The 26,449-nt window shown below is 46.4% G+C and carries 24 protein-coding genes; 11 read left to right on the top strand and 13 right to left on the bottom strand.

Translation table 11 applies throughout. From position 1 onward, the window contains the following. The first annotated feature begins 11 nt into the window (after positions 1 to 11). Complete coding sequence (locus tag EL162_RS01295; protein ID WP_511261906.1) at positions 12 to 302, top strand: SRA domain-containing endonuclease; 291 nt, start codon at positions 12 to 14, stop codon at positions 300 to 302. A gap of 271 nt (positions 303 to 573) precedes the next feature. Continuing rightward, positions 574 to 1,965: an SLC13 family permease gene (locus EL162_RS01290; RefSeq protein WP_126329540.1), complete on the top strand. Its 1,392-nt coding sequence runs from the start codon at positions 574 to 576 to the stop codon at positions 1,963 to 1,965. Positions 1,966 to 2,018: 53 nt separating this feature from the next. On the opposite strand, the gene EL162_RS01285 is transcribed toward EL162_RS01290, so the two are convergent. From EL162_RS01285 to EL162_RS01275, 3 genes are all read right to left on the bottom strand, one after another. Further along, on the bottom strand, positions 2,019 to 2,846 hold the full coding sequence (locus EL162_RS01285; RefSeq protein ID WP_126329538.1) for a M15 family metallopeptidase: 828 nt from the start codon (positions 2,844 to 2,846) through the stop codon (positions 2,019 to 2,021). 70 nt (positions 2,847 to 2,916) lie between these two features. Further along, positions 2,917 to 3,219 (bottom strand): SH3 domain-containing protein, encoded by a 303-nt coding sequence (locus EL162_RS01280; protein ID WP_126329536.1) that lies wholly within the window; start codon positions 3,217 to 3,219, stop codon positions 2,917 to 2,919. A 449-nt stretch (positions 3,220 to 3,668) separates the two neighbouring features. Further along, positions 3,669 to 5,132: a mechanosensitive ion channel gene (locus EL162_RS01275; RefSeq protein WP_126329534.1), complete on the bottom strand. Its 1,464-nt coding sequence runs from the start codon at positions 5,130 to 5,132 to the stop codon at positions 3,669 to 3,671. Positions 5,133 to 5,394: 262 nt separating this feature from the next. Here EL162_RS01275 and EL162_RS01270 point away from each other — a divergent pair, with 262 nt between their 5' ends. From EL162_RS01270 to EL162_RS01260, 3 genes are all read left to right on the top strand, one after another. Beyond that, on the top strand, positions 5,395 to 6,210 hold the full coding sequence (locus EL162_RS01270) for an FKBP-type peptidyl-prolyl cis-trans isomerase (protein WP_126329532.1): 816 nt from the start codon (positions 5,395 to 5,397) through the stop codon (positions 6,208 to 6,210). A 120-nt stretch (positions 6,211 to 6,330) separates the two neighbouring features. Beyond that, positions 6,331 to 6,981, top strand: coding sequence for a leucine efflux protein LeuE (gene leuE / locus EL162_RS01265; protein WP_227543415.1), 651 nt, complete (start codon positions 6,331 to 6,333; stop codon positions 6,979 to 6,981). A gap of 86 nt (positions 6,982 to 7,067) precedes the next feature. Next, complete coding sequence (locus EL162_RS01260; protein ID WP_126329528.1) at positions 7,068 to 8,063, top strand: hypothetical protein; 996 nt, start codon at positions 7,068 to 7,070, stop codon at positions 8,061 to 8,063. Here the strand turns inward: EL162_RS01260 and EL162_RS01255 are convergent. Beyond that, positions 8,024 to 8,818, bottom strand: a complete 795-nt coding sequence (locus tag EL162_RS01255; RefSeq protein ID WP_126329526.1) for an SGNH/GDSL hydrolase family protein — start codon at positions 8,816 to 8,818, stop codon at positions 8,024 to 8,026. The two genes, EL162_RS01260 and EL162_RS01255, sit on opposite strands and share 40 nt — an antisense overlap. A 24-nt stretch (positions 8,819 to 8,842) precedes the next feature. Next, complete coding sequence (locus EL162_RS01250) at positions 8,843 to 9,859, bottom strand: bifunctional nicotinamide-nucleotide adenylyltransferase/Nudix hydroxylase (RefSeq protein ID WP_126329524.1); 1,017 nt, start codon at positions 9,857 to 9,859, stop codon at positions 8,843 to 8,845. Positions 9,860 to 9,962: 103 nt separating this feature from the next. Between EL162_RS01250 and nfuA the strand changes: the two genes are divergently transcribed. After that, positions 9,963 to 10,574: a Fe-S biogenesis protein NfuA gene (gene nfuA / locus EL162_RS01245; protein WP_126329522.1), complete on the top strand. Its 612-nt coding sequence runs from the start codon at positions 9,963 to 9,965 to the stop codon at positions 10,572 to 10,574. Positions 10,575 to 10,927: 353 nt separating this feature from the next. Here the strand turns inward: nfuA and EL162_RS01240 are convergent, their stop codons facing one another. Beyond that, the gene (locus EL162_RS01240; protein ID WP_126329519.1) at positions 10,928 to 11,935 is read right to left on the bottom strand and encodes an adenosine kinase; all 1,008 of its coding nucleotides are present in this window, start codon (positions 11,933 to 11,935) and stop codon (positions 10,928 to 10,930) included. 186 nt (positions 11,936 to 12,121) lie between these two features. Further along, positions 12,122 to 12,574: a universal stress protein gene (locus tag EL162_RS01235; protein ID WP_076555625.1), complete on the bottom strand. Its 453-nt coding sequence runs from the start codon at positions 12,572 to 12,574 to the stop codon at positions 12,122 to 12,124. 209 nt (positions 12,575 to 12,783) lie between these two features. Here EL162_RS01235 and tauD point away from each other — a divergent pair, with 209 nt between their 5' ends. After that, positions 12,784 to 13,632, top strand: a complete 849-nt coding sequence (tauD, locus tag EL162_RS01230) for a taurine dioxygenase (RefSeq protein ID WP_126329517.1) — start codon at positions 12,784 to 12,786, stop codon at positions 13,630 to 13,632. Between the two features lie 177 nt (positions 13,633 to 13,809). Continuing rightward, entirely contained in the window at positions 13,810 to 15,255 is a 1,446-nt protein-coding gene (locus EL162_RS01225; protein ID WP_170161390.1) for an APC family permease, read from the top strand. A gap of 97 nt (positions 15,256 to 15,352) precedes the next feature. On the opposite strand, the gene EL162_RS01220 is transcribed toward EL162_RS01225, so the two are convergent. Beyond that, complete coding sequence (locus EL162_RS01220; protein WP_170161389.1) at positions 15,353 to 16,027, bottom strand: histidine phosphatase family protein; 675 nt, start codon at positions 16,025 to 16,027, stop codon at positions 15,353 to 15,355. A 144-nt stretch (positions 16,028 to 16,171) separates the two neighbouring features. Here EL162_RS01220 and EL162_RS01215 point away from each other — a divergent pair, with 144 nt between their 5' ends. Then, positions 16,172 to 19,135 (top strand): insulinase family protein, encoded by a 2,964-nt coding sequence (locus EL162_RS01215; protein ID WP_126329511.1) that lies wholly within the window; start codon positions 16,172 to 16,174, stop codon positions 19,133 to 19,135. Positions 19,136 to 19,250: 115 nt separating this feature from the next. Here the strand turns inward: EL162_RS01215 and EL162_RS01210 are convergent, their stop codons facing one another. Next, positions 19,251 to 20,468 (bottom strand): BaiN/RdsA family NAD(P)/FAD-dependent oxidoreductase, encoded by a 1,218-nt coding sequence (locus EL162_RS01210; RefSeq protein ID WP_126329509.1) that lies wholly within the window; start codon positions 20,466 to 20,468, stop codon positions 19,251 to 19,253. Positions 20,469 to 20,653: 185 nt separating this feature from the next. Here EL162_RS01210 and pgsA point away from each other — a divergent pair, with 185 nt between their 5' ends. Then, positions 20,654 to 21,310 carry a CDP-diacylglycerol--glycerol-3-phosphate 3-phosphatidyltransferase gene (pgsA, locus tag EL162_RS01205; RefSeq protein WP_126329507.1) on the top strand — a complete coding sequence of 219 codons (657 nt, stop codon included), beginning with the start codon at positions 20,654 to 20,656 and terminating at the stop codon, positions 21,308 to 21,310. Positions 21,311 to 21,482: 172 nt separating this feature from the next. On the opposite strand, the gene EL162_RS01200 is transcribed toward pgsA, so the two are convergent. From EL162_RS01200 to nadR, 3 genes are all read right to left on the bottom strand, one after another. Continuing rightward, positions 21,483 to 21,920 (bottom strand): Mpo1 family 2-hydroxy fatty acid dioxygenase, encoded by a 438-nt coding sequence (locus tag EL162_RS01200; protein WP_076555618.1) that lies wholly within the window; start codon positions 21,918 to 21,920, stop codon positions 21,483 to 21,485. A gap of 74 nt (positions 21,921 to 21,994) precedes the next feature. After that, on the bottom strand, positions 21,995 to 22,750 hold the full coding sequence (gene pnuC, locus EL162_RS01195) for a nicotinamide riboside transporter PnuC (RefSeq protein WP_126331628.1): 756 nt from the start codon (positions 22,748 to 22,750) through the stop codon (positions 21,995 to 21,997). Positions 22,751 to 22,867: 117 nt separating this feature from the next. Next, a complete protein-coding gene (nadR, locus tag EL162_RS01190; RefSeq protein ID WP_126329505.1) occupies positions 22,868 to 24,004 on the bottom strand; it encodes a multifunctional transcriptional regulator/nicotinamide-nucleotide adenylyltransferase/ribosylnicotinamide kinase NadR in 1,137 nt (378 codons plus the stop codon). Between the two features lie 173 nt (positions 24,005 to 24,177). On the opposite strand from nadR, the gene EL162_RS01185 reads away from it, so the two are divergent. Then, complete coding sequence (locus tag EL162_RS01185; RefSeq protein ID WP_076555615.1) at positions 24,178 to 24,393, top strand: PspC domain-containing protein; 216 nt, start codon at positions 24,178 to 24,180, stop codon at positions 24,391 to 24,393. A 57-nt stretch (positions 24,394 to 24,450) separates the two neighbouring features. On the opposite strand, the gene EL162_RS01180 is transcribed toward EL162_RS01185, so the two are convergent. Further along, positions 24,451 to 26,445 carry a tripartite tricarboxylate transporter permease gene (locus EL162_RS01180; RefSeq protein WP_126329503.1) on the bottom strand — a complete coding sequence of 665 codons (1,995 nt, stop codon included), beginning with the start codon at positions 26,443 to 26,445 and terminating at the stop codon, positions 24,451 to 24,453. Between the last annotated feature and the right edge of the window lie 4 nt (positions 26,446 to 26,449).

The raw sequence follows: 26,449 nt of genomic DNA, 5'->3' as shown, positions 1-26,449 counted from the left end.
CCAATTGTCTAATTTTAATTAATAAAACCGATTCTATTTATAAAAACTACTGGCAAGAGGGTATTTTTTATTATATAGGTATGGGCTTAAAAGGTGATCAAGACATTAATTTTTCACAAAATAAAACATTGGCGGAATCTGGTTTTAATGGCGTGCAAGTTTTGTTGTTTAATAGCTCAAAACCCAATTGCTATCAATATGCGAGTGAGGTGTATTTAGTGGGTGAGCCATTTTATCAAACACAACAAGATGAAGATAATAAAAACAGGAAAGTGATCGTTTTTCCATTAAAAAATATCTGATTTTTAATTTACAACACCCTATACGGCTATATGGCATGGAATTTGGGCAATGAGCGGATTTTTTGTCCCAAATCGGCGGATTTTTTCGCCAAAAATGGCTCTGGCAACAACAAGCCAGCGGACAATAGCTGCCTGAGAGTGATCGGTAATCAGCTACAACCTATCAGTGCTGGCATGCTTAAATGATAATGATTTTGTGGATTTTATTTGCCAAGAAAGGTATGATAAATGTATTTTGTTTTTAGATGTGTTTAAAATTTAAGGATAAAAAATGTCAAATTTACTTGAAAATTTTGCCAAATCCAAACATCGCAGTACGCTGATTTTGTTGTTTGATGTGATTATTTGTGCAGTTTTATTAAAGATACTTCCCTTTGATCCGCTGGCAAATCGCGGCTTGGTGCTGCTGGTTTTTGCAGGGATTTTATGGCTGACAGAGGCGTATCATATCACGGTAACGGCACTGATGATTCCTGTGATTGCGATTTTGGGCGGTATGCTTGATACCAAGGCGGCATTTGCAACTTTTTCTGAGCCGATTATTTTTATGTTTTTTGGTGGCTTTGTGCTGGCGGCAATTTTGCAAATTCAGCAGCTGGATCAAGTGCTGGCAAGTCAGCTGCTCAAGCTCTCCAAAGGTGGCCTAAAAAAGACCGTTTGGCTATTGTTTGCTGCAACCACTTTTTTGTCAATGTGGATTAATAATACAGCGGTGGCGGCGATGATGTTGCCACTGACCATGGGGCTGCTAAGTGGGCTGGACAGCAAAATTAATCACAGAACCTATGCTTATGTGCTGCTGGGCGTGGCGTTTAGTGCCAATATTGGCGGCATTGGTACGCTGGTCGGGTCGGCACCGAATGCGATTTTGGCATCGCAGCTGGATATTGATTTTGCCGAATGGCTAAAATTTGGTATGCCTGTAATGCTGCTGCTATTGCCAAGTATGCTGTTTGCCTTGCATGTGGTGCTAAAGCCTGATTTGTCAGGCACGGTGTCGTTGCAGCTTGACAAGATTGAGTTTGACACAACCAAGACAATCACGCTGGCGGTCTTTTTGCTGACGGTGATTTTGTTGTGTTTTGGCTCGTTGATTAATCCTGTGCTGTCAGGCATTTTGGGATTGGCGGATAAAATCAAGAATTTTGACAGTGTGGTTGTCATGCTTGCCATCGCTGTACTGATGATTGCCAAAACCGCCACTTGGCAACAGGTGCAACAACGCACCGAATGGGGCGTGTTGATGTTATTCGGCGGTGGTTTGACCTTGAGCATTGTGCTAAAAGATACAGGTGCAAGTGCGATTTTGGCGGATACCATCGTTTCATTTGTCGGTCAGGCACATTGGCTGGTAATTATGCTTAGCTTGACGGCTTTTATTGTGTTTTTGACCGAATTTACCTCCAATACCGCTTCGGCTGCTTTATTGATGCCGATTTTTATTGCTGTGGCAAATTCGCTGGGCGTGTCGGAGATTTCGTTGGCGGCAATCATTGCCTGTGGTGCCAGTTGTGCGTTTATGCTCCCTATCGCCACACCGCCAAATGCCATCGTATTTGCTACAGGGCATATCAGACAGCAAGAAATGGTGAGAGTGGGGCTGATTTTGAATCTCTGTGCCATTGCCATCATCGGCGGGCTGGCGTACGCATTTTGGCGATAGGCTGACAGTCGGACAACAGTGAAAAAAGCACCTAAAAAGGTGCTTTTGTGTTATTAGCATTTGCGGTTTTTACTGGCGGCAAAGATTGGCGAGTATTCACCTTGCTTGCCTTCATAACGCCAGTGCCATGGCTCAACGGCAATGCCACTATAGGCGGTATAATCTTTGGTAAAGCTCTGATACCAGCCGTATTGATTGGCATTTTTTACAAGCCAGCGATAGCCTGCGGTGTTGGCAAAGCTGTTCTCAATTGGCGAAAAATCCACCGTCAAACCTGTATGATGCTCCGAAAATCCCGGGTGTGATGATGTGTAATAAATTTGTCGTGCCGATTGCCCTTGGGATTTTTTGTTGGCAACGATTTGTTTTTGGCGTGCCACACTTCTAAAGATTGAGCCGGGAGTTAAGCTAACGCCATCGCGTCTTGCGGCATTGACCAGCTCTTGTAGGGCTGCTTTGGCTTCTTGGTGAATTTTATATTTGCTGTCGCTTTGGCTGCCATAACCGCTCCATACCAAATCCGATGACGAGGCTTCGTTATAGGCGAAATGTTTGATGCCTACCGCCAACGCCTCTGGGGCACATTTGGCAGCTGCTACTGGTACAGGCAGGCGAGTGGCAGTTACGGGCATCGGCTGTTGTACTGGAGCTGGTTGAGTGATTGCCGTATTTTGGCGAACGGTGGGGCTATTTACCACTTGAGCCACAGGAGCATTTGGCACATTGCCATTTTCTATTTTGATGGCTGGTGGATTTGTTTTATTTTCTGCGGGTGCTTTGGTGCTATTGGCACAAGCAGACAAGGTGCCACCAGCGATAATAAGGCTGCCACCAAGCAGCATATTGCAGGTGTGTTTTGTAAGGTTTTTGCTAAATTTCATTGCATAAATTCCAAGCTATCATTGCTCTGGGGGGGTAAACTGGCGAGCAAACTTTTGCCGCCAGTATTGCTTAGCAGATGTAGGCGGAGTGCGACCAGCCTCTGTATTTGCCATATTGCACGAAATACCACAAGCCGCCATCGGTGCCGATTTTTGAATTTAGGATTCTGACACCACGACCATTGGGAATGCCTGCGATGACACGATAGTTCTGTCCAGCGTTGACACGGATACGCACGCTGCTTTTTGGATTGACGGTGCAAGCATAGCCGTAGCCATTTGCCATGGCTTGTGGAGCGATGGCGATGCCTGTTGTCATGACGGCTGCTGCCAATGCAGAAGTTGCCACAGTCTTTTTAATGATTTTAAACATTTTCAAGCGTCCTTATTTGAACAGATTTACTTATCTGTAAGATTTTAACAAAGCAACCACAAGGGTTTTGTGATTGCTGTAAGTTATTGTAACCGTTTTTTTTTTTGCTTGTCAAGCCAAATTTGCCAAAAATTATTAAGAAAATCTCAATCTTTGCGTTTGGCTGTGGTGCGGCTTTGGCAGAATGGATTTTGGAATTATATTAATAAGATAAACTTAATAGTTGGGTGATTTTTGCTGAAAATTTGACCACCAAACTGCTAAGAACGCTTGCTTTGGTATGATTAAATGACAAAAACGCACAAGCATTGATGATGGGTGATTTTGTGTTTGGTGTTTGGGTGATTGAAGATGGTGATTTGGGGCTAAAAGCTGTGGGTATAAAAGCAAAATCAAGGGCAATAAAAAACGACACCATAAAGATGTCGTTTTGCTAAGTGGGCGTGATATTATTTATTATCCGCTTCTTGTTCAGCTTTGTCTTGAATGCGTTTTAGCAAGCGAGCTGCCGCTTCACGACCGCCCAGACCAAAGGCAAGGGCAAATGCCACAGCTACCGCACCCAGTGTCAGGCCAAAGGCAAGATTGACAATGCTGTCAGCGATACCCATCGCACGCAGACCCATCGCCAGTACAAGCCCCATAATAAGCACGCGTACGATATTTGCCGACAAGCGTGAACCATGTGCCGAACGCTCAACAATGCCTGCGATGATGCCAGCCAGCCAAAAGCCCACTGCCAAAATCACCGCACCTAGCACAATCTGACCGCCAAAGCTGATAAACATGGTAACAATATCACGAATCTGCTCAAGTCCAAGCACATCTGCCGCAGCTGTCGTGGCAAATAGCATGGCAAAAAACAAGATGCCGCAGCCGATGACTTCAGAGAGGCGTTTTGTGCCGAGTACGCCTTGTAGTCCAACGCGTGCTGGCAGACTGTCAAGTTGCGTGCTGGCAAGCAGACCTTTGATGATATTTGCCACCATGCGTACAACAAAATAGGTAATTGCCAAAATCGCCACGGCGGTGAATACATTTGGCAGTGTTTCCATGATTTTGTTTAGCATATTGGTTGCAGGGCGAGAGATTGCCTCAATTTTTAATGCGTCCAATGCTGCAATGGTAAATGGCACAATGATTAGCAAAAATGACAATGAGCCTGCAATATTTGGTAGGCTGTTTTCGTTGCTAACACCTGCTTTGGCAGCGAGGGTTTGGATATTTAGCCCAGCGACTACTTTGGTGATAATGCCACGCACCACACGAGCAACAATCAGACCAACAAAGAATACCAAGGCTGCCATGAGCATATTTGGTACAAAGTCAAAAATCTTGTCAATCATGTTGGTCAATGGCGTAAACAAACCTGTCAGCCCCAAACGACCCAAAATCATGGTCAGGACAATCAGCAGAATAAACCAATAAATCACATCGGCAATCGTGCTGCTAAGTGGCGTAACACCTGCTTGCTGGGAGAGCTTTTCGTCTAGGTTGGTTTTGTTCAGTGCCATGTTGGCGGCATTTTTGGCAACGGTTGCAATCACCCAGCCGATAACCCCAACAGCCACCGCTGCCAACAGATTTGGTAAAAATAGCAAGACTTGATTAATCATATTGGCAAACGGCACAGAGATTGAGTTTAAGTTGAGCTGGTTTAATGCACCCGAAACGCCGATGGCGAACACGAACCAAAAGACAATCTTGGCAAGAATATTGTCCACTTGATAGGCACTGCCTGTAGAATGTTGCATACGCTCATTGACATTGAGCTTGGCGAGTGCCTTACGAGTCAGAGCTGCCAGTATCAGTGCAGCCAGCCAGCCTAATACAAAAATCAATACAGCACCGATGACAGAACCAATCGGCCCTTGCAAGCCTTGGTTAAAAATCATGATTCTATTAAAGTCCATGGGATAACTCCAATTGAGTGATAACAATCACATCGGCAGCCTACCGATTTGATTTGGATTGCAAGCCTAAGGCTTGGTTTGGCTAGAATTGTAACACCAAAACCATGATTTTTGCCAAGCTGTTAAAGATATTTTGACAATCTTAACAATAATACAACAACCAGTATGAAAAAACGCCACTCTGTAATAGTAAATTTGGTAAATTTTTGCTATTATTGGCACGCTTTCCCCTTTAATACTTGAATCAATGTTGAGAAATGCTATGAAAAAACACGCACTGGTTGCTGCGATTATTGCAGCGGTTGCCTTGACAGGTTGTAACAAAGACACCAAAGCTGGCGATGCGAAGGCTGATGACAAAAAAGCCGCCGTCTCTAAGGTGATTAACGAGAAAAGCACCGAGATGCAAAAGGTGAGCTTTGTGTTGGGATATAACACAGGCAAAGACCTAAAAATGGTTGATGAGCAGATGGATTTGGAAGTGTTCTACAAGGCACTAAAAGATGGCTTTGAGGGCAAAGAAAGTCCGCTAAGCGAAGACGATGTCAAAAAACTTGGCGAAGCGTATGAAGCTCGCAAAAAAACCGAAGCTGAAGAAAAACTAAAACAAACCGCCGCCAAAAACAAAGTTGATGGCGAGAAATTCTTGACCGATAACGCCAAAAAACAAGGCGTGCAGACCACTGCGTCAGGCTTGCAGTACAAAGTCATCACCGAAGGCACAGGCAAATCACCAACCGCCAACGATGGCGTATTGGCAGCCTACGAAGGCAAGCTGATTGACGGCACGGTATTTGACTCTTCAGAAGGGCAGCCTGTGCCATTCATGCTAAACCAAGTCATCAAAGGCTGGACAGAAGGTCTGCAGCTGATGAAAGAAGGCGGCAAATATGAACTGTATGTACCAGCAGCATTGGCGTATGGCGAAGAAGATCTAAAAGAGATTCCGCCAAACAGTGTATTGATTTTCCAAATCGACCTAAAGCAAGTGCTAAATGCCAAAGCGGTACAAGCCGAGCAACAAAAAATGCAGCAAGAGATGATGAAGCAGCTACAAGAAGCCCAAGCCAATCAGTAATTGCTTACCAAAAAAAGACACCTTTGGGGTGTCTTTTTTGTTGCTTGCTGATAAAATGGCTGCAATTTGGTACTGTGCAATCGGTTTTTGGCGGATTGTTGGCAGAGCGGTAAGTTGGAGATGGTTGTGTTTGGTATTACTGATTTTGCTACTTATTTTGTGGCGGTGCTGGTGATTATTGCATTGCCCGGCCCGAACAGTTTGTACTGCTTATCGGTATCGGCATCGTATGGGCATTCGGCTGGTTGGCGAGCGTTGGCAGGGATTTTATTGGGCGATACGATATTGATGGTGGCAACGATATTGGGTGCTGGCACGCTCATGCGTATTTATCCTGAAATCTTTGAGTTTGTTAAGATTATCGGTGGCGTGTACTTGGGCTATCTGGGCATACGGTTGTTGCTGGCGGCTTATCAGGGCTTGATAAATCATCAATTACCACAAGAGACTGTGCCAAAGCCTGTCGGTCGGCAGAATTATTTTTATCGTTCGCTGGGGCTTAGCCTGACCAACCCAAAGGCGATTTTATTTTTCTTGTCGTTTTTTGTACAATTTGTCAATCCAAATTATGACAAGCCGTGGCTGAGCTTTTTGATTTTGGCGATGGTGCTGCAAGCGGTGAGTTTTTCGTATTTGGCTTTGCTGATTTATACAGGGCGAGCATTGGCAGAAAAATTTGCCAAACGCCGTGTGCTAAGTGCCATTATGCAGGCAGCCGCTGGCGTGTTATTTGTCGGATTTGGGATAAATTTGTGGCTAAGTCAGCTGTAGCGGTGGCTTGTAGGTGTTTGTGGAAGGCTTGGGCGGCTGCAAGGTGTCCGTTCGCCTATTTATGATGGTCAAAAAGGAGGTGTGATGTGCAATTAAGGTGGTTCATTGGTGGGTGTGGGCTTGTGGTGTCAGCTGCCGTGTCGGCGAATCAACCAGCAGTCCAAGATGGCACAACAGCTGGCGAGTCGCCCATTGGGCAAAACTGGCTTGATGGCAAACATCAGCAGCTGGGTAATTGGCTACAGCGACAAGCTGGCACGATTGATAATTGGTTTGGCAAAAGCGACCCCAGTCAGCCAGCCAAAGCCAGTCTGCGTGTGATGGTCGATACCACTTGGAATGAGTATGACGGCACAACCATCAAGCCGCGTGTGCGTGGCAGGGTGAAATTACCAACACTTGAGCAGCGTCTTAGCGTGGTGTTTGGTGATGATAATTTGGATTATGAGCCAAAAGATGGCGGCGTACTGACAGATGAGCGAGTTGCCACGCCAACTGGCACGGACAGTGTGTACAGCAGCCGACAGACACGAGAGAATAACGCATCGCTGGCATTAAGATGGTCAAAATTTCGCCAAGACACTGGGCTTGATGTGGACTTAGGTGTGCGTTCTGATGATGTGTTTGTGCGAGCGACAGTGGATAAGGCGTGGCAGCTGCCGCATAAGATTGATGCCCGTTTTGAGCAAATGTATCGCTACGGCACAAAGAGTGAGCATACGGCATTATCAACTTTGCAATTTGCCAAGGCATATTCACAAAAAAGCACGCTGACTAATCGCTTGCATTTGCGTTATACCAACCAAGACAGCGAGAATTTGGACTGGGGCAACAGCTCATTTATGCGTTGGCAACAGCCTGTCAAGCAAGGCATTGGCGAGTTAAATTATGGTCTGTATGTAGGGGGTGATATTGTTGATAAAAAAGCACGCCTAAACACTTATGGGCCTTATGTCAGCTATCGTCAGCCTGTGTGGCGTGAATGGTTATTTGTACAGACTGATGTGAGTTATTATAACAATAAACTTAACAATCGTGGGCATCATACGGCAGTGTTTGGTCGAGTGGAGATGGTGTTTTGATGGCAAATGTAAGCAAAACGCTCTTTGATGGCATGGCTGATGGTCATCGCCCAAATGTCATAAGTCTTGGCACTGGGGTGAAAGCCATCATTGGCAAACATCGCTTCGGGGTCTAATCGGTGCTTGGCAAACTCATCAGATAAATACAAAGCGACACCTGTATCATCATGCTTGCAAACGGCTTGTAACAATCGATCAAGATGGCGAGCTTGTCTGGCAAGCAAGTGGCAAAGCGGTGCTGGCAGTGAGGGCATCAGGCTCATGGGCGGCAGACTTAAAAATATCACTTGCTTGGCGGCAAATTTACGCACCAAAACCGCAATCATCGCACGGATATTGTGTTGCCAGATGGTATCGCTTGTGCATTTGACAACATCATTGACTCCAACGCTTATCACGACAGTGTCGATTGCTTGGGTGGGCAATGTGTACAATCGAGCCAAAATCTGTCCGCTGGTATGTCCTGTTGTGGCGTGTAGTTGCCAGTCAAGGTGAGTATATGTATCATACAAGTGAGCGGATACATGATGGATAATGCGTCCAGAGGCGGCAGTGTCTTGATGTGTACTGCCGACACCTGCTGCTGCCGAATCACCGACAATCATCAGGCGAAAAGTACCGCAATCACCGCCAAGTTGCCGACAGCCAGATCTGTCGCCACATGGCTCGGGCAGGCTGATGGAGTTTTGTTTGACTTTGGTTGCTTGATAGAGATAAATTGGAGCAAGTAGCCAATCTAGCGTATTAAATTTCATCTGTCATCACCCAATAAAACTTGCTCAAATGCCCAGCATTTTGCAGATGATACTATAATGATCTTCAAACATCTGCCGACCATCAAGTTTTGCCAATGGCAACCAAAAGGCACGCTTGGCATCATCGCCTGCTGTCAGCACGGGCAGTTGGGTGGTGGCAGGCAGCTGAAAATAATACACGGTGGTGATGGTGCGACCACGCTGACTGCGTTTTGGGGCATCAAAGGTTTGGCTTGCTTTTAGGTGGCTTGTCAGTGTCTGTGCGTCAATGGGCAGGTTGGTTTCTTCATGCACTTCTCGCAAGCACGCACTGAGTAGATTTTCGTGCGGATCAACAAAACCTCCGGGCAGGGCGTACAACCCTTGACCATAATCACCGCCTCGTTCAATCAGCAAAATATGCCCCGACTGCACAATCAGTGCATCCGTGGTGGCAAAAATTGGTGGATAAGGAGCGTGTTGCCAAGCAGCCTGATAACGCTGAATCTCGCCCAGCTGCTGCTTGAGTGTAGCATAATCAGCGGTCTGCATAAATGCTTGCAAAAACTGACGGCTGGCATCGGTCATGCGTGCATAGGCTCTATCACGAGCGGCGTCGTCATCGCCAAAATAGGCGTGTCGCAGTGGCGTGGCGGACAAATTCTCAAAATTTTCTACCAAAAAACTGCCATATTGCGGAAATAGCCCCAGATAGTACGAGCTTTCGTCCTTGTCATGGCCGATGATGGCGATGTTTGCACCGTCATCGGTATTGTCCATAATGCAGCGTTGGGTATCTAATAGCCACCGATTGTCATTATAAATGGCATCTGCCAAAGGCACACAGATAATGCGACTGGCATCATCGGTAGTAAAACTGCCCAAAATCATCGAGCAGCGTTCAAAAAAATCAAATGGATTACTCAAGGTGCGTGGCGAATTGGCAGAGCCGACAAGCACGATGACTTGCTTGGCGTGCTGCAGGGCTTGACGAATCACATATTGATGCCCTTGATGAAAAGGCTGAAAACGCCCAATAAATACCAAATAATCAAATTGCATTATATTGTCCTTAAAATACCAACAAAAATAAAAAATAACCTTGATAAATTCAAGCTATGTTATCATATAGGCTGTATATTTGTACATGATGATGAGACAACCCATGAGCGAAACTTTATCAAGCAATATCAAAATCACCGAATCTGCCCAAGAATATCTGGCTGAGCTGCTTGCCAAGCAAGAAACAGACGGCATTGGCGTGCGTATTTTTGTTGAGTATGCTGGCACACCACGAGCCGAATGCTGTATGTCATATTGCCAGCCAGAAGAGGTGGACGAGGCGGATTTGCACATTGAATATGCCAAGTTTACCGCACATATTGACGCTGATAGCATTCCTTATCTGCACGATGCGGTGATTGATTATAACAAAGATCGTTTTGGTGGCCAGCTGACCTTTCGTGCCCCCAACTCAAAAGTACCGCAAGTTGGCGAAAATGCCAGCATTGAAGAGCGTATCAACTATGTGCTACAGTCGGAGATTAACCCAAGTTTGGCAGGGCATGGCGGCTCTGTAGAATTGCTTGAAGTTATCGAAGATGAGGCAGGTCTGACTGCGGTGCTAAAATTCGGTGGTGGCTGTCAGGGCTGTTCGGCGGTTGATGTAACTTTGCGTCAGGGCGTGGAAGTGCAGCTAAAGCAACAAATCCCAGAATTGACCCAAGTGGTTGATGAGACTGACCACAGCATTTCAGACCATGCTTATTATAAATAAGCAAAATACCCATAAATTAGCTGGCGTAGGTCGTTAATTTTGCCTTTTTGTCCACAGGCTGACGCTATGGTTTGCTGATAGACAAAAACTGCCATCGTGCTTGAGCTGTATTGTTTTTTGGCATAATTGCAATTTGCTGGACGAAGTCCAAAGGCATTGCGGCTGATTGACGGTGTTTAATCTTGCTTGGTGATTTGTAGATGGTTATTAATCGGTGGCATAATTGACATCAAGTATTTGTTTTTATTAATATCCATTAATGCTTATGCCAGCTGCTAAAATCATACACACCAAGCCACATTGCTCAAATCAGCACATGAAAAACCCCTTGAAAATCAAGGGGTTGTTTATTATTATGCGTGGTTTTTGATGGTTTGGTAGCAGGCGGGGTCTAGCCTTGGGCCAAATTGTGCAACCACTGCCGCTGCCACGCGTGCCGCCAGATTGCCACAGCTAACCAAATCCAATCCTTGTGATAATCCGTACAAAAACGCCCCTGCATAGTTATCGCCTGCACCGTTGGTGTCGATGACTTGGGCGACAGGCTGGCTGGCAACTTGGTGGCTCTCAATGCCACGCTCGCCACGGCAGGCAATGGTGGTAGGCTTGTCTGAATTGGTGATGACGACCAGCTCGCTGTATTTTAATAGGGCATTGACAGGGTCAGCGGCACCATCAGCTTCGGCGAACAAGTTTGCCTCCTCAAAATTACAAAACACCGCATCAACACCACGCTCAAGCATGGCAAGCAAACCATCTTTGGCAAATTTTACCACAGCAGGGTCGGCAAAACTGACGGCGATTTTTGCTCCTGCTTGACGAGCCTGTTTGTGCAACTCTGCCAAGGCTGGCATGACAGAGGGCGACATTGCCAGATAGCCCTCCAGATACAGCCATTTGGCTTGGGCAAGGGTGTCAAATTTGACATTTTCAGCACTGATTTGGCTGCTGGTGCCAAGATGGGTTTGCATGGTGCGTTCGCCATCTGGGCTAACCAATACAGCACAAGAGCCTGTAATGCCATCAACGCTGACTGCAAAATCAGCATCGGTTGCCACGCCAGCATTTGCCAAATCTGCCAAATAAAAATCACCCATATCATCACCGCCGACACGGCAGTTATAAAATGCCGAACCGCCCAATGATGCAAAGGCAAACATACTGTTGGCTGCCGAGCCACCGCCTGCTTGTTTGGCTGGCGTGATGCCTTGCTTGCTTAAGGTGGCAAACAACGCAGCTTGGGCATCGGCATCAGCAAGCGTCATGTTGCCACGCACAAGGTTGGTGGCCGCAAGTGCAGCATCAGACAGGGTAAATTCGGTATCAACTAGGGCATTGCCGATGGCAACTACATCATACATGGGCGTTCTCTTTTGTTTGGCTTAGCGAATGGCTAAGCGGTTAAGGGGCTGGCGAACAGTGGCAGGCGTGCAACAAAGGTAATTGATGTATGCCAAAAGGTTGCCACTGTGTGATTTATTTTGTGCAAATTATAACCAAATCTGCTGGGTTTGATTGCTTGCAAATTTGCTGTATTAATCAAATCGTTAATCGCTTGTTAGCTGCACAACCAACAAATCGCTGTCAATATTTGGCAAGACATTGTCAGCGGTTGCTCCTGTAATCCAAGCTGACAAGCCTGTGCGTTTGTGGCGACCGATTACCAACAAGTCCACCGAATGTGCTTGGCAATAATCGACAATGCCTTTGCTGCTTGAGATGGCGGTGCTGATTTTTATGTGATCTGTGGGTAGCTGATTGCGAGTTAGTATGGCAGCAAGTCTTTCTTTGGCAAGTTTGTGGCGTTCATCATCAGCCTGATTATTCAGTGCTGCGGCAGGAATCAGCTCATAGCCAAAGCCAATTACCACAGTTTCTTCAACAATGTGCAGTACCGACAACTGGGCATCAGGATTGGTTTGTAAAATCCATTTGGCTTTTTGGGCGACCAAATCGGTATCGTCTTTTAGGTCGGTTACGAGCAAAATATGCTGATACATCGTCCACTCCTTGTTTGATTTGTAAGATTGCTGTTTTGGTCATTATAACAAATTTTTATCGTCAAGTCAGAACTTTTGCTTTGTTATGCCTTGTGGTTATTTACTAATTCAATTTTTTTGCTTTTGTTTATAAGCCTGTCCAATTAACATAGTAAACAATTAATTGGGCAACCATTTGCCAACCACCCGAACAATTAGAGGGGTTTATTATGACGACTCAACTTCAATGCCAACCCATCAAAGACAGTATCGGTGCCATCATCACAGGCGTGGATCTTAATGAGCTAAACGATGAGATTTTGGCGGATATTAAGCAGGCTTTGCTTAAGCATCAGGTGATATTTTTTCGCAACCAAAACCTACAAACGCCATCACAGGTAGCTCTTGCCAAATCATTTGGCAGCTTGCACATTCACCCTGTATTTCCAACCATTGATGGCATACCAGAGGTCATCGTGCTAGACAGTCATGAGACTGATTTGCGTGATAATGAGCTGTGGCATACTGATGTTACTTTTAGCAAAACGCCACCTTTGGGCTGCGTGCTGCGTGCGGTAAAAATCCCCCCAACAGGCGGTGATACTTTTTGGGCATCAGGTACGGCGGCATTTGCTGCTTTGCCAGGCGATATTCAAGAAAAAATCAAGCCACTGACAGCAATGCATGACATTCGCCTGTCATTCCCAAAAGAGCGATTTGGCGGTGTGAGCGAAGAAGAACGCCAAAAATTGGAAGAAATTTATCGCAAAAATCCACCAGTATCTCACCCAGTGGTACGCACGCACCCAGAGACGGGCGAGCCGATTTTGTTTGTCAGCGAAGGATTTACCTCGCATATTAATGAGTTGCCCGAAGATGAAGGCAAAAAACTGCTGGATTTTTTGACCCAGCACGCCACCAAAGAAGAATTTCATCTGCGTTGGCAGTGGCAAGAGGGCGATGTGGCGATTTGGGACAATCGTTGCACGCAGCACAAGGCATTGTTTGACTATGGCGATGCCCATCGCATCATGCACCGAGCGACCATTAATGGTGATGAGCCGTATTTTGCGGCGTGATTTTGCCACATTTTGCTTGATTGCTTGTGGTCAAAGTTAAATTTGCTTTTGCCACACAAGCCATCGGTTGGTGGACAATCGATGGTTTTTTATTGGCTATTGACCAATTTTATAACAAACTGTCGCCAAGTCAGCAGTGTCGCTGATGCTAGCCACAGACTATGATAGGGAATGATTATGCAACGATCACAAAAGTCAGCACAGACCTTGCAACAAAATCTAAAAATCAGCTGGGTATATGCCATGGCAGTCGGTTCGGCAGTCGGCTGGGGGGCGTTTGTTTTGCCGTATGAGTGGCTGTCTTCGTCAGGGCTGTGGGCAGTTATCACAGGCTTTGTGATTGGTACGATGCTGATTGCGGTGATTGGGCTAAATTACGGCTATGCCACGCGTGCCTTGCCAGTAACAGGTGGTGGCATCGCTTTTGCCTTGGCAAGATTTGGGCGAGTGCATGGGTTTATTGCAGGTTGGTCGCTCATGCTGGGCTATGTCAGTATCGTGTCGCTCAATGCCTCTGCTGTGCCATTGGTCTTGCGGCTGATTGTACCAGAGGTGATGATGCAGTTGCCACTGTACAGTGTGTCAGGCTGGGTGATATACGCTCCAGAGGTGGCAGTTTCTTCGTTGTTTTTGTTGGCATTTGCTTATTTGAATGTCAAAAATACCGCTTTGTCAGGCTGGGTGCAGTTTATGGCGGTGGTATTGATGTTGTTGTCAGTGGTGGTGATTTTGTTTGGAACGACCAGCCATTATGTTAATTTTGGTGATACGCTGGCATTGACCACGCCACAAGGGGTGAATTTTTGGGCGGCGGTTGCGACCATTGTTGCCTTTGCACCGTGGGCGTATGTGGGCTTTGATGGCATTCCGCAGGTGGCGGGCGAATTTTTCTTTGATGCCAAAAAAATCACCAAGCTGATTTTGGCAAGTATTTTTAGTGCAGGTTTTTTGTACATTGCGTTGATTGTGGCGGCAAGTTTTGCACTGGGCGGTGATTTGACGAAATTTGCAGGCAATTCGTGGGAAATTGGCTCGGCGATTGCACAGGTTATGGGCAAATTTGGTCTGTCGCTGATGGTGCTGGCGGTGGCTGCAGGGGTTTTGACGGGGCTAAATGGCTTTTATGTTGCAGCAAGTCGCGTGGTCTTGACCATGGGCAAAAGCCAAATGTTGCCAAATGCTGCCGCCAAGCTGCATGAGCGTTATCGCACACCACATTTGGCGATTTATGCGATTATGGCGGTGTGCTTGATTAGCCCTTGGTTTGGGCGAGCGGCATTGCTGTGGATTGTTGATATGGCAAGTGTGGGCATTGCGATTACCTTCTTTTATGCGTGTGCCTGCTCGCACAAATTGGCCACCACAGGTGAGATATTTGGCATGAAAAGACAACAGCCAAATCAAGTACAAGCATGGATTGGCGTACTGGGCATGGCGATTGCACTGGGGTTTTTATTATTGCTATTTGTGCCGCAGTCGGCTGCTTTTTTAAGTTTGCCTGCACGCATTGCATTGAGCGTATGGGCGGTGGTTGGCGTGCTGTTTTATTTCTTCAAAAGACGCGATATTTTCAGTTTGTCTGATGAGGCATTAAGACAGGTTTTATTTGCCAAGATTTTATAAAAAGCAATGCCAGTTCATCAGACTGGCATTGTTTTTTGGGCTGATTTATTTGTTATAATACAAACTGATGTTAATAATATTAATCATCATCAAGCAATCAATCGGCGTGCAATGATGGCTCATTGGCTGTTTTTGGTGGTGTGCTGCCATCGTACACTTTGCCGATGAGAGCATGATTATCATCATCTATGCTAAGCAAATAAACGGTACAGTTGTTTGGATAAAGATGGCGTTTATAACTGGCAAAACTTGCCTTGTCTTGCACTTTGGCATCATCTTGGTGCATCAGTTGCCAAATCAGCATACTAATCCAAATGCCATGACCAAACATCACATAAGTGCCATCAGCCATTTGCTCAAAGTGTTGTCGGGCGGCCTGCACCCGTTTGACAAAATCATCAAAGCTGTCGGTATTTTCACCATCTCGGTAATGGTTGTCTTGTTGCCAAAATTTTTCTGCCAATGTACCAATTTCGGCAAAAGACAGCGAAGCAATATTCTCAAAAGCAAGCATATCAAGCTCTTGTAGGCATGGCAGGACGCTTGGTATAAGGTCTGTTGTGGTCAGATATGGCTGGGCGGTTTGCTGGGTGCGTAGATAGGGCGAGACAAAGACGGCATCAACATCTTGTATCGTGGTATGCAGCCACTGTGCCAGATGCCACGCTTGCACAGAGCCAAGACGGCTAAGGGGAATGGTCTCATTGGGATATACAGTAGTGCCTGCATTGGCTTTGCTTTGTCCGTGGCGGATTAGATAGATTTTTTTCATATCAGCGTCTGCATTTGTCTGGTGAAATTGTGCTAAAATATTGCACCAATTTGGATTGATTATAGTAAATTTGTGATAATCATTCAAGGCTGTGCGAGCTGGTGTACGGCTTGTTGGTTTATCCACAAGAATAATGGAAAGATTATGACGACATTGCATACAAGTTTTCAGCTGTTGGACACGCAGTCCATTGAAGCATTGGGCATTACAGTATTAACTTCACGCCATCGCACCACAGGGGCAATGCACTATCATTTGGCTTGTGATAACAGCGAAAATGCCTTGATGATTGGCTTTGCAACCCAGCCGATGAGTTCGCGTGGCGAGGCACATATCCTAGAGCATGTGGTGCTGTGTGGCTCACAAAAATACCCTGTCAGAGATCCATTTTTTAGCATGGTGAAACGCTCGCTAAATACCTTTATGAATGCCATGACAGCAAGCGATTGGACAGTGTACCCATTTGCCACGCAGAACAAAAAGGATTTTTTTAATTTATTGTCAGTGTACACGGATGCGGTGTTTTTTCCCAACATTCATCCGCTGGATTTTGCCCAAGAGGGTATCCGTGTCGAGCTGGACGATGAAGGCAAGCCACATTATCATGGCATTGTGTTTAATGAAATGAAAGGGGCGATGAGTGGCGAGATAGACCAGTTGTATTATGCACTGGCATCGCAATTATTTCGGCACACCACTTATCATTATAATTCTGGCGGCGATCCTGCTGATATTATCAAGCTGACCTATGAGGATTTGGTGGCATTTCATCAAAAGCATTATCACCCAAGCAATGCCATCATCATGAGCTTTGGCGATATTGATGTTGCTGAGATTCAGGCGAGATTGCACGATGAGGCACTGGCTCGTTTTGATGGGGTGAATTATCCAGAAAAAGGCAAGCGGCTGCACTCTGTTGCCGAGATGCGGCGTGATGAACCGCTGGCGGTGTATGACACTTATAGCAGCGACAGTGAGGGCGAGCAAATGACCCATCATGTGTTGGCGTGGCTATTGCCAACCATCACCGACCCAAAATTACGCCTGTCTTTGCGATTGATGGAAGGGGTGCTGATTGAGCATAGTGGTTCGCCACTGCGTGCTTATCTTGAGAGCCATTCGCTTGGCACTGCTCCTAGTCCATTGTTGGGCTTGGACGACAGTCATTATCAGATGGTGTTTTATGCAGGGCTTCGTGGCTCTGATGCCAAGTATGCTGACGAGGTTGAGCAGGGGATTTTGGCATTATTGCAACAAGTGGCAGACAATCCGATTGCCGATGAGGTGATTGAGACGGTGCTGCACCAGATTGAGCTTGATCAAAGACACATCGGCGGCGACAGTATGCCGTATGGATTGACCTTAATGCTGGAGGGCTTTAGTACAGCGATTCATGGTGGCAATCCTGTTGATGTGTGGCAAATTGACGAGCATTTGACTTGGCTAAAACAGCAAGCCAAACAGCCAAACTGGGTGCAGAATCTGATTTATACGCATTTGCTTAACAATCAGCACCGTGTACGCCTAACCATGACCCCTGATGACAAAAAAGCAGCCAGATTGATCGAAGCCGAGCAGGCGGCACTGGACGAGCTGTATCATCGCTTAAGTGATGAGGATAAGCAGGCAATCAATCGCCAAACGAGCGACCTTAGACAGCGACAAGCTACACCAGATGATATCAATCTGTTGCCCAAAGTAGGGCTTGATGATGTGCCAAGCGAGGTGGCGTTTACACAAGGCAGCCACACAACGCTACAGGCAGATGGGGTGAGTTATCCTGTGCATTTGTACCATGCAGGCACCAATGGCTTGTATTATTATCAGGTGATTATACCGCTACAAGGTAAGATTGCTGAACGGCTGCTTAACGACCCATTGCTGCCACTGTATTTATTTTTGTTATCTGAACTTGGCACGGTGCAGTACGATGCACGCAGTTTTCAGGCGGTGCAGGCATCACAATCATCAGGGGTAACAGCACGCATCAGTCAGCGAACCGATTTGTATAATGCTGATGATTTGAGCAGTTATTTTGTGCTGGCGACACGGGCGTTAAACAGCAAGCCATCAGCGATTGGCTTGGTCAATGAGGTGCTAAACGAGACCATATTTAGCGAAACGGATCGCATCAAGGAGCTGCTGCAACAAAAACAAAGCGGCTGGCAATCACGACTTGCAGGTGCAGGTCATGCTTATGCCATGCAAACAGCCTCACGCAACCTAAGTCGCCAAGCTGCCATTGAGTACGCCTATTCAGGATTGCCTGCTTTGGCAGCATTAAAGGAGTTTTTGGCACAGGCTTTGCAGGATAATTCTCTGTGGCAGCAGTTGTCAGACAGACTGGCACAGCTGCATCAATGCCTGATTAATCTTCCCAAGCAGGTATTGCTGGTGTGTGAAGAGCAAGCAAGCGATGGACTGCTTAATGAGATTGCCAAGCAATTATCTGCCAAGCCAGCTGCCATGCCACAGTCGGAGCATAGGCTTATTTTTGATGATTTGACTCAATTATTGACAAAAAAAGACAGTGAAGATATCGCATGGCTTATCTCAACCAATGTCTATCACAATGCCGCCGCCTATGCCGCCACAACTGCTGCCGATGAGGACACGCCAGCGTTGATGGTGCTGGCACCGTTTTTACGCAATGGCTATCTGCACGGTGCGATTCGTGAGCAGGGCGGTGCTTATGGTGGCGGTGCAAGTTTTGACAGCAATGCAGCGGCGTTTCGTTTTTATAGTTATCGCGACCCACATTGTGCCGAGACTTTTGAGCATTTTAAGAGCAGTATTGATTGGCTGCTTGACAATGAGCATGACAATGAACAGCTGACCGAGGCGATTTTGGGCATTATTTCTGGTATGGACAAGCCAGCCTCGCCAGCAGGTGAAGCGGTCAAATCCTGCCTAAGTCAGCTGCACCAAAGAGACAAAGCATGGCAACAGCAGCTGCGTGCAAAAATTCTGGCAGTCAGCATTGATGATTTAAAGCGTGTGGCAAGAAAATACCTAAAAAATCAGCCACATACCCGTGCCGTGCTGGCACCTATGGGGCAAGAGGAGGCTCTGGGCAAGCTTGGCTTTGCCATCAAAAAACTTGGCTAATGACTATTCTATTCAAGTGTGCAATCAACAGACATGAGTCTTGTCGTGATTGCCATTTGGGGTTGGTGTGTAGGGTGTGAATGACGCTGATGGCTGCGGTATTTGTCGCTCTTTCTCAGCCACGCATGGCGATACTTTCGGCACAGACATAGCCACTTGCCCAGCTCCATGCAAAATTATAACCACCCAGCCAGCCTGTAACATCAAGCACTTCGCCGATGAAATATAGGTTCGGTTGCAGGCGAGATTCCATGGTTTTGCCAGAGACTTGGCGAGTGTCCACCCCGCCTTTGGTAACTTCGGCAACACGGTAGCCCTCTGTGCCGCTTGGCTTGATTTGCCATGCGTTCAAAGTATTGCCAAGTTGGCGAAGCGTGTCATTTTTTAGATTGGCAAGCTCGGTATCTTTGTGTTGTTGCCATAGGTGGTTTTCGAGTGCGGCGATGAGCTTTTTTGGCAAAATGCCAGCAAGGGCGGTACGCAGCAGTTGTTTGGGCTGTTTGGTTTTTTGCTTTAGCAAATATTCACCAGCATCAAGCGTTGGTAGCAGGTTGATGGTGATTATCTCGCCCAGTTGCCAATGGTTTGACAGTTGCAACATGGCAGGCCCCGACAGTCCCCGATGAGTAAATAGCATCGGCAACTGAAAACTTGCCCGATTGTTATAAGCAATGACATCGATACTAAGCCCTGATAGGGATTTTATCATCTCGCCCAATTTATCAGTAAAAGTAAATGGCACAAGCCCTGCACTGGTGGGGATAATCGTATGGCCAAACTGTGTGGCAACTTGGTAGCCAAATCCTGTCGCCCCAAGCGTGGGGATTGACAATCCGCCTGTAGCAATGACCAAGGATTTGGCGGCAATGCTGGCAGAGCGGTTGTCTTTTTTGTGCTTGGTGCGAATCACAAAGCCTGAATCGCTTGGGATAATTTGTTCAATGGCAGTGTTAAGCGCGATGGTGGCTTTTGCAGCCTGACACTCATCAAGCAGCATTTTGACAATATCTTTGGCACTGTCATCACAAAACAGCTGCCCATGCTCACGCTCATGATAGCCAATACGATGGCGTTCAACGAGTGCAATAAAATCCTCACTGCCGTAGCGAGAGAGAGCGGATTTGACAAAATGTGGATTTTGGCTGACAAAATGATGCGTCTGCACCTGACGGTTGATAAAATTGCAACGACCACCGCCTGACATGAGGATTTTTTTGCCTGCTTTGTTGGCATGATCAAGCACCAGCACCGATTTGCCAAAATTTGCTAAATGAAAAGCACAAAACAGCCCTGACGCTCCTGCACCGATGATGAGTGTATCAACTTGTTCCACAAAATGCCCGCTTGATTGTTGTATGATTGCCTGCTTGATTGCTCGTGATGTTTGTATTTTTTGTGCCGTCTATGGTAGCATTTTTTTGCTACAAAAGCACGCCGCCAGCACCATTATTAAGTAAAATTGATGGTAAAATTTGCCAAAATTGGGTATTATAAAGCAAATTTTTGTGAGTAGGGTTCATGAGCTTGGATTTGCAAACGCACAAGGGCAAGGCTTCGGTATTTAATTTGCCCAATAACCTAACCATTGCACGCATCGTGATGATTCCGTTGTTTGTGGCGGTTGCTTATTGGCCACCTGCACTGGGTATTGGCGTTCCTGCAATTCCTGACAATGCCATCGCTCGCCTTGGTATGCTTGAGTACAGCAACAGTATGCTGCGGCATTTTGCCTTGACGCTGATTTTTGTGTTGGCGGCACTGACGGATTGGCTTGATGGTTATTTGGCACGCCGCATGAATATCACTTCGGCATTTGGTCGATTCTTAGACCCTGTGGCGGATAAATTGATGGTGGCAGCGGCGTTGATTGTGCTTGTGCAGTGGCACCCAAATATCGTGATGGCGACCTGTGCCATTGTCATCATCTCACGAGAGATTGCGGTGTCGGCACTGCGAGAATGGATGGCAGAGCTGGGTGCACGCACCAGTGTTGCGGTATCTTATGTTGGTAAATTAAAAACAACTTTTCAGATGATTGCCGTCACGGTTTTGTTGCTCAATTGGCAGTCGCTTGAGATGGTAGGCTATGTCTTGATGGTAATCGCGGTGGTATTGACTCTGTGGTCAATGATGATATACCTAAAGGCGGCTTGGCCGTATCTGAAGCAGCCTTAAGCACTCGCCGATGGCAAGAAGTTAATAGTTAAATTGCACCACTTGACTACCAATTTAGAGCATTCAAGACAGTAGCTGTGCCAAAATACCCACTACCAAAGCAGACAGCATAGCAACCAGCATGGAGATAGGGCTGGTGATTTGGTTTGCTCGTGCTTGATTTAGCCGATTGTTAATTCTGCGTAAATCTTCGCCAAATATCACACGCTACCCACGCAGGGCCGATGAGTAAAAATTGCAAATCCTCCAAAAAAGACGGCTTTGCCCCTTCAATTTTATGCCCAATAAATTGACCAATCCATGCAACCACAAAGACAGCAACCCAAAACCAAATATCAACTGCCAAAAAATGCACAATCGCCCAGCAAATTGCCATAAATGCCGCCATCAAGGCAAACAGACCCAGCGACAACCGTGCATAAAACCACAACACGCCAACAGCAACGATGGCAAAGACATAGGGGCTGATGGCGTATAACAATGCCACAATGCACAAAAAAATCACAGGAACGCACAGCCAATGAATGCGTTTGTTGGTGGGGTTTTGGTGGCTTGTGGCATATTCGCTAAGCCAAGTTTGCAGTGGCTTTTGACTGACAAATAATGACATGACAATACTCCATTTGCTTGCCCAGTTTTGTCAAACTATAGCGAAATTTTTGTAACTTTGCAAGAGCTGGCGGCTTATGAATTATTCGCCAGTTGCTCGCTGCGATACCAACCATACAGGCCAACAAAGGCATTGACTTGGTAGATGACTGTCTGAATGGCAAAAATGGTATTGCCTGTCATCAGATTGACAATGAGCCATACGGCATTGACAATAATCCAAAGCCACCAGTTAAACGAATACCGCAAAATCATCGCTGTCTGGGCGGTGATTGACAGGACAAATGCCAGCACATTAATCCAAAAAAAATCAACCATGCCCAAAAAACGACTGCCATCATCGACAATGACACCAAAACCCATCTCGGCAAGTTTGGCATTAACCAGTGGAAACAACGCCAAGCCAATGCCGATAAATGCCACAGTAACAAGCCAAATGTATTTGTTGGTGGTTTTTGGTATCATCTCGCCATCGGCATTGGTGTGATAAGACCAATAGCGAACGCCATATAAATGAGTAAAAAAGTTAAACAAGGGGGCGAGCATCAGCCCGACAGCACCAGCGGTGGCTTGGACGACAATCTCACCTGCGGTAGCAAGCATTCCAAGCCCGTTGCCAGCGATGTTTTTGCGAAAACTTAGCCCAACCACGCACAATAGCCCAATGATTGAGACTAGCAAATAAAAAGTATCCAATGCTGTCTGCTGAGTGGTTGTCCAAAAGCCAATAAACAACGCCACCACGCCTGCCATGAACCAGATGATTACCCATACTGCTTGCCAGTCATGCTTGCCAAATCCTGTGATGTTATCCAAAATATCAATTTTCATCATACGATCCCAAGGTTGAAACCAGCAAGCCTTTGATACATTGCCAAATTTGTATCATGCAAGCTGATATGAATAAAAATAGCTGCTGATTGTGCAGTTAATCCATGCCAGTTTTGGCTAAAATTTTGCCAAGATTTGACGGTCAATCCATGCCACTGCCTGCAAATAACGCTGGTGATAGTCAGGATTGTCAATGCCATGATAATCAATGCGATAGCGTGCCAAAATCTCAAGCAGTTTTTGGGCGAACTGACTGCGTGCTGCACCGCCAAGCCTACGCATGCCATCGGCAACCCAAGCGACATTATTATCCAAATACAGCGTAAAATCCATGCGATAATCCAGTGCCAGACTTGCCACCACAGGGTTGCTGGCGTTTTCGTAAGTTTCACAAAATGCCTGCGTTGTCGCAAAGTCAGTATCAATAAGCGTAATGGCGGCTGTGGCATTGTGGCAGGCGTGTTCGATGGCTTTGGCGTGATGAATGGCGATGGGTGTATAATCGCTGTATTGCAGGGCAAGCTCACTGCCACCCAAGTGCGAATGCGTGTACAGTCGCCCCATCTCAAGGGCAACACTTGCCCCATAGTGATTGGCAAGTTTGTGCACCAAAGTGGTCTTGCCTGAGCTTTCACCTCCGACAATGCAGACGGTCTGGGTATAAAAATAGCGACAGGCTGGCGAGAGCTTGGCAAAATGGCTAAGCGGCTGCGTGGCGATTGGTAGGTTGTCTACAATGGTGCTGGGCAGCTGGGCAAGATTTGCCGTGCTGGCGTTTGTGGTATCAGTGGGCAGGTTGCCTTGCTTGGCTTTGGTGATGATGACGATATCGCTGGTATCTAGCTGCAAGGCTTGACACAGTGCTGGCAATTCTGCGGGTGGCGTGTGTGCTGTTTGATAATCAAAATTACAAAGATTGTTTAGCTTGTCAAGACCAAGGCTTGCTATGGTATGCACACGAACAAAGCCAAACTGCTGACAGGCATTTTGTACCCAGCGTGCCACATCGGCAAGGGTAGGGCAGCGACCGCTGGGCAGGGGATTGGCTTTTGGTGGCGTGATGATGATGTGTAGCGTTGTTGCCATTTGGGCGGCATGGTTAATGTCCTGCATATGCCCCAAGTGCAGCGGTGCAAAATCACCAATCAAAAGTGCGTGTTGTGCTTGTGTCATGTCGTCCCTGCTGGTAAGTTTTGTTGGTTGTTTGTGTGGTTTTGTAGTGCTTGGTAATTTTGTGCAAACGGCTCTTGTAATTTGCCAAGTGCGTAACCATCATTGATTCATCGGAGCAAATTGCCAACTTGGTGGCGGATTTGCCCAAAAGCAAAGATGACTATTTTATTACAAACCAACAAGGTATGCAAATCGTACCACTGCCAATTGCTACAGGGTGATATTGTTGGATTGATTGAGATTTAGGAGCTGCTATGCCAAGACTTGTCAAATTACATCGTTCGCACAATCATCGCATCATCGCAGGCGTGATGGGTGGTGTGGCTGAGTATTTGGGCTGGTCGCCAAATATGGTGCGACTGTTATTCGTGGTCATCTCTAGCCTATCTGTGGCAGTGCCGGGCATTTTGATTTATCTGCTGTTGTGGCTTGTCATGCCAAATGCTACTGCTGATTCTTACATTGAATAATGCTGAAAAATAAAACCGCCCAAATGTATTTTTGAGCGGTTTTATTATCAATTACAATTAAGCATTGCCCATCATGATTTGTAGATAACCGACAGGTGAGACCATATAGGCAAGGTTTTCCATTGTCCAAATAAAGCCTACAATGCCTATGGTGTAAATTATTGCTTTAATGAGCTTCATGCGAGCGACCATCAGCAGGAATACAATGGCAAAAATTGCCGTTCCAGCAAGCATGCCAACCGCGAACACAAGCCAAATAAAACCAAGCACCCATGCACTTGAGGCAGCAACTGTCAAGACAGTGTGTCGCCATTTGGCAATGGATTCACTAGTATCTTTGTGGGCTTTGTTTTTGGCAATGTCAAGCACAACTGATAAAATGCCAAGCCCAATACCGACAATACCGACTGTTTTTGGGAACAAGCTACCGTTGCCAGAATAGCCAAGTGATAGGACGAATTGGAATACAAAGAATCCCAAAAATGCTACTGAAGTTAAAAGTCTGACTTTGCCTGTAGCTTCACCGCCTTCGGCTTCGGTAATCATTGCTTCGGCAGTGGCATTAAATTGAGTATTTTTCTTAGCCAAGTGTTTTTTGATGATTGGAATTATTACTGCACCGACCAAAATTGCAATTACCACCATCACAAAGGGGCGAGTTAGCCATTCAGACGGCTCATAAACTTTAACGGTTAAGAAAAAGTAGCGTTCTAGCGGTTCGGCCAAGACAAAGGCAATCAAAAACGGAGCTCTTGGAATGTTGGTTGTCTTGCACAGCCAACCAATCAAACCAAAAGCAAGCATCATATAAAATGCCGAGCCGTCAATTGGTTTTTGAAAACCGCTCATAAATAAGATGGGAATTAACGCTGCTGCCAAAATTGGAAAAGGAACGAATGACAAACGAGCAAGCGGACGAGCCAAAACAAATGACAATACTGCCCCTGCGATACTGGCTAGAGCAAAAGTCCAGACAATAAAATAAACCAAATCAAGGTGCTTGGTCATCATCTGTGGACCAGGCTGAATGCCAAATACTAAAAGTACGCCCAAAAGCAGAGCAAACGGTGCTGCCCCGGGTACGCCAAAAATCAAGGTTGGGATTAATGCTCCAGACTCAATACCATTACTGGCGGCACTTGGAGCGATCACGCCACGAATGTCGCCATTGCCAAATTGTGAATCACCCTTACGAGAGGCAAAGGCTTGAGCTTGACCATACGCCAGCCAAGAGCCTGCAGTAGAACCAACCCCGGGCAAGAAACCCACCGCTGTGCCGACCGCAGAACCACGAAGGATATCAAAGGGGTATTTTAAAATGTCATACAAGCCTTTTTTCCAGCCTGCACCCAAATTAATTTTTTGATTGGCAATGGCAGTTTTTTGGGCGATTAGGCTAATCATTTCGGCAAGACCAAAAATGCCCAAAGCTACCACAACCAAATCCAAACCATCTGCCAAGCTCTCCGCCCCAAAGGTAAAGCGGTATTCGGCACTGATTGGCGATACGCCGACAAAGCCGAGTGCCAAGCCAAATGCCGCCACCAGTAAACCTTTGACCATATTGCCTTTGGAGAGCATTGCGGTCAAAAATACCCCTGCGATAATCAGTGAAAAAATTTCAGGCGAGCCAAATGAAGTAACAATCGGCTTAGCGATTGGCACAACGAGAGTCAAGGCAACGATGCCAAAGAGACCGCCTATCGTGGAGGCGATAAAGCTTGCTGATAATGCCCTTGCTCCTTCGCCCTGTTGAGCCATTTTATAGCCGTCCAACAAAAATACGGACGCAGACGCAGAACCTGGAATCCCTAGCACTACCGAAGTAATAACATCAGAAGTATGGACGACCGCCACCGCCCCGATAATCATGGCAATGGCTTGATTGGGCTCAAGCATAAAGATAAAAGGCATGAGCACAGCCACTGCCCCCGTACCGCCAAGACCTGGGATTACACCAATGATAATTCCAATTGCCACCCCTGCCAGTAAATATATCAGCATTGTAGGGTCGGCAAGTTGCCCTAATGCCGAAAAAATAATGTCAATCATAACT

It is taken from the genome of Moraxella cuniculi (assembly GCF_900637105.1).
GTDB lineage: Bacteria > Pseudomonadota > Gammaproteobacteria > Pseudomonadales > Moraxellaceae > Moraxella > Moraxella cuniculi.
This window is presented reverse-complemented; position numbering and strand designations above follow the sequence as displayed.

Coding starts and splice junctions, on each gene's coding strand:
- EL162_RS01185 (WP_076555615.1), top strand. CDS start 24,178: ATGCCAAGACTTGTCAAATTACATCGTTCGCACAATCATCGCATCATC.
- EL162_RS01240 (WP_126329519.1), bottom strand. CDS start 11,935: ATGTATGATGTAGTTGCCATCGGCAATGCCCTAGTTGATACCGAATTT.
- EL162_RS01275 (WP_126329534.1), bottom strand. CDS start 5,132: ATGGACTTTAATAGAATCATGATTTTTAACCAAGGCTTGCAAGGGCCG.
- leuE (WP_227543415.1), top strand. CDS start 6,331: ATGGTTGTGTTTGGTATTACTGATTTTGCTACTTATTTTGTGGCGGTG.
- pgsA (WP_126329507.1), top strand. CDS start 20,654: ATGAGCTTGGATTTGCAAACGCACAAGGGCAAGGCTTCGGTATTTAAT.
- EL162_RS01225 (WP_170161390.1), top strand. CDS start 13,810: ATGCAACGATCACAAAAGTCAGCACAGACCTTGCAACAAAATCTAAAA.
- EL162_RS01280 (WP_126329536.1), bottom strand. CDS start 3,219: ATGTTTAAAATCATTAAAAAGACTGTGGCAACTTCTGCATTGGCAGCA.
- tauD (WP_126329517.1), top strand. CDS start 12,784: ATGACGACTCAACTTCAATGCCAACCCATCAAAGACAGTATCGGTGCC.
- EL162_RS01270 (WP_126329532.1), top strand. CDS start 5,395: ATGAAAAAACACGCACTGGTTGCTGCGATTATTGCAGCGGTTGCCTTG.
- EL162_RS01255 (WP_126329526.1), bottom strand. CDS start 8,818: ATGAAATTTAATACGCTAGATTGGCTACTTGCTCCAATTTATCTCTAT.
- EL162_RS01235 (WP_076555625.1), bottom strand. CDS start 12,574: ATGTATCAGCATATTTTGCTCGTAACCGACCTAAAAGACGATACCGAT.
- EL162_RS01180 (WP_126329503.1), bottom strand. CDS start 26,445: ATGATTGACATTATTTTTTCGGCATTAGGGCAACTTGCCGACCCTACA.
- nfuA (WP_126329522.1), top strand. CDS start 9,963: ATGAGCGAAACTTTATCAAGCAATATCAAAATCACCGAATCTGCCCAA.
- EL162_RS01285 (WP_126329538.1), bottom strand. CDS start 2,846: ATGAAATTTAGCAAAAACCTTACAAAACACACCTGCAATATGCTGCTT.
- EL162_RS01200 (WP_076555618.1), bottom strand. CDS start 21,920: ATGTCATTATTTGTCAGTCAAAAGCCACTGCAAACTTGGCTTAGCGAA.
- EL162_RS01250 (WP_126329524.1), bottom strand. CDS start 9,859: ATGCAATTTGATTATTTGGTATTTATTGGGCGTTTTCAGCCTTTTCAT.
- pnuC (WP_126331628.1), bottom strand. CDS start 22,750: ATGAAAATTGATATTTTGGATAACATCACAGGATTTGGCAAGCATGAC.
- EL162_RS01215 (WP_126329511.1), top strand. CDS start 16,172: ATGACGACATTGCATACAAGTTTTCAGCTGTTGGACACGCAGTCCATT.
- EL162_RS01220 (WP_170161389.1), bottom strand. CDS start 16,027: ATGAAAAAAATCTATCTAATCCGCCACGGACAAAGCAAAGCCAATGCA.
- EL162_RS01290 (WP_126329540.1), top strand. CDS start 574: ATGTCAAATTTACTTGAAAATTTTGCCAAATCCAAACATCGCAGTACG.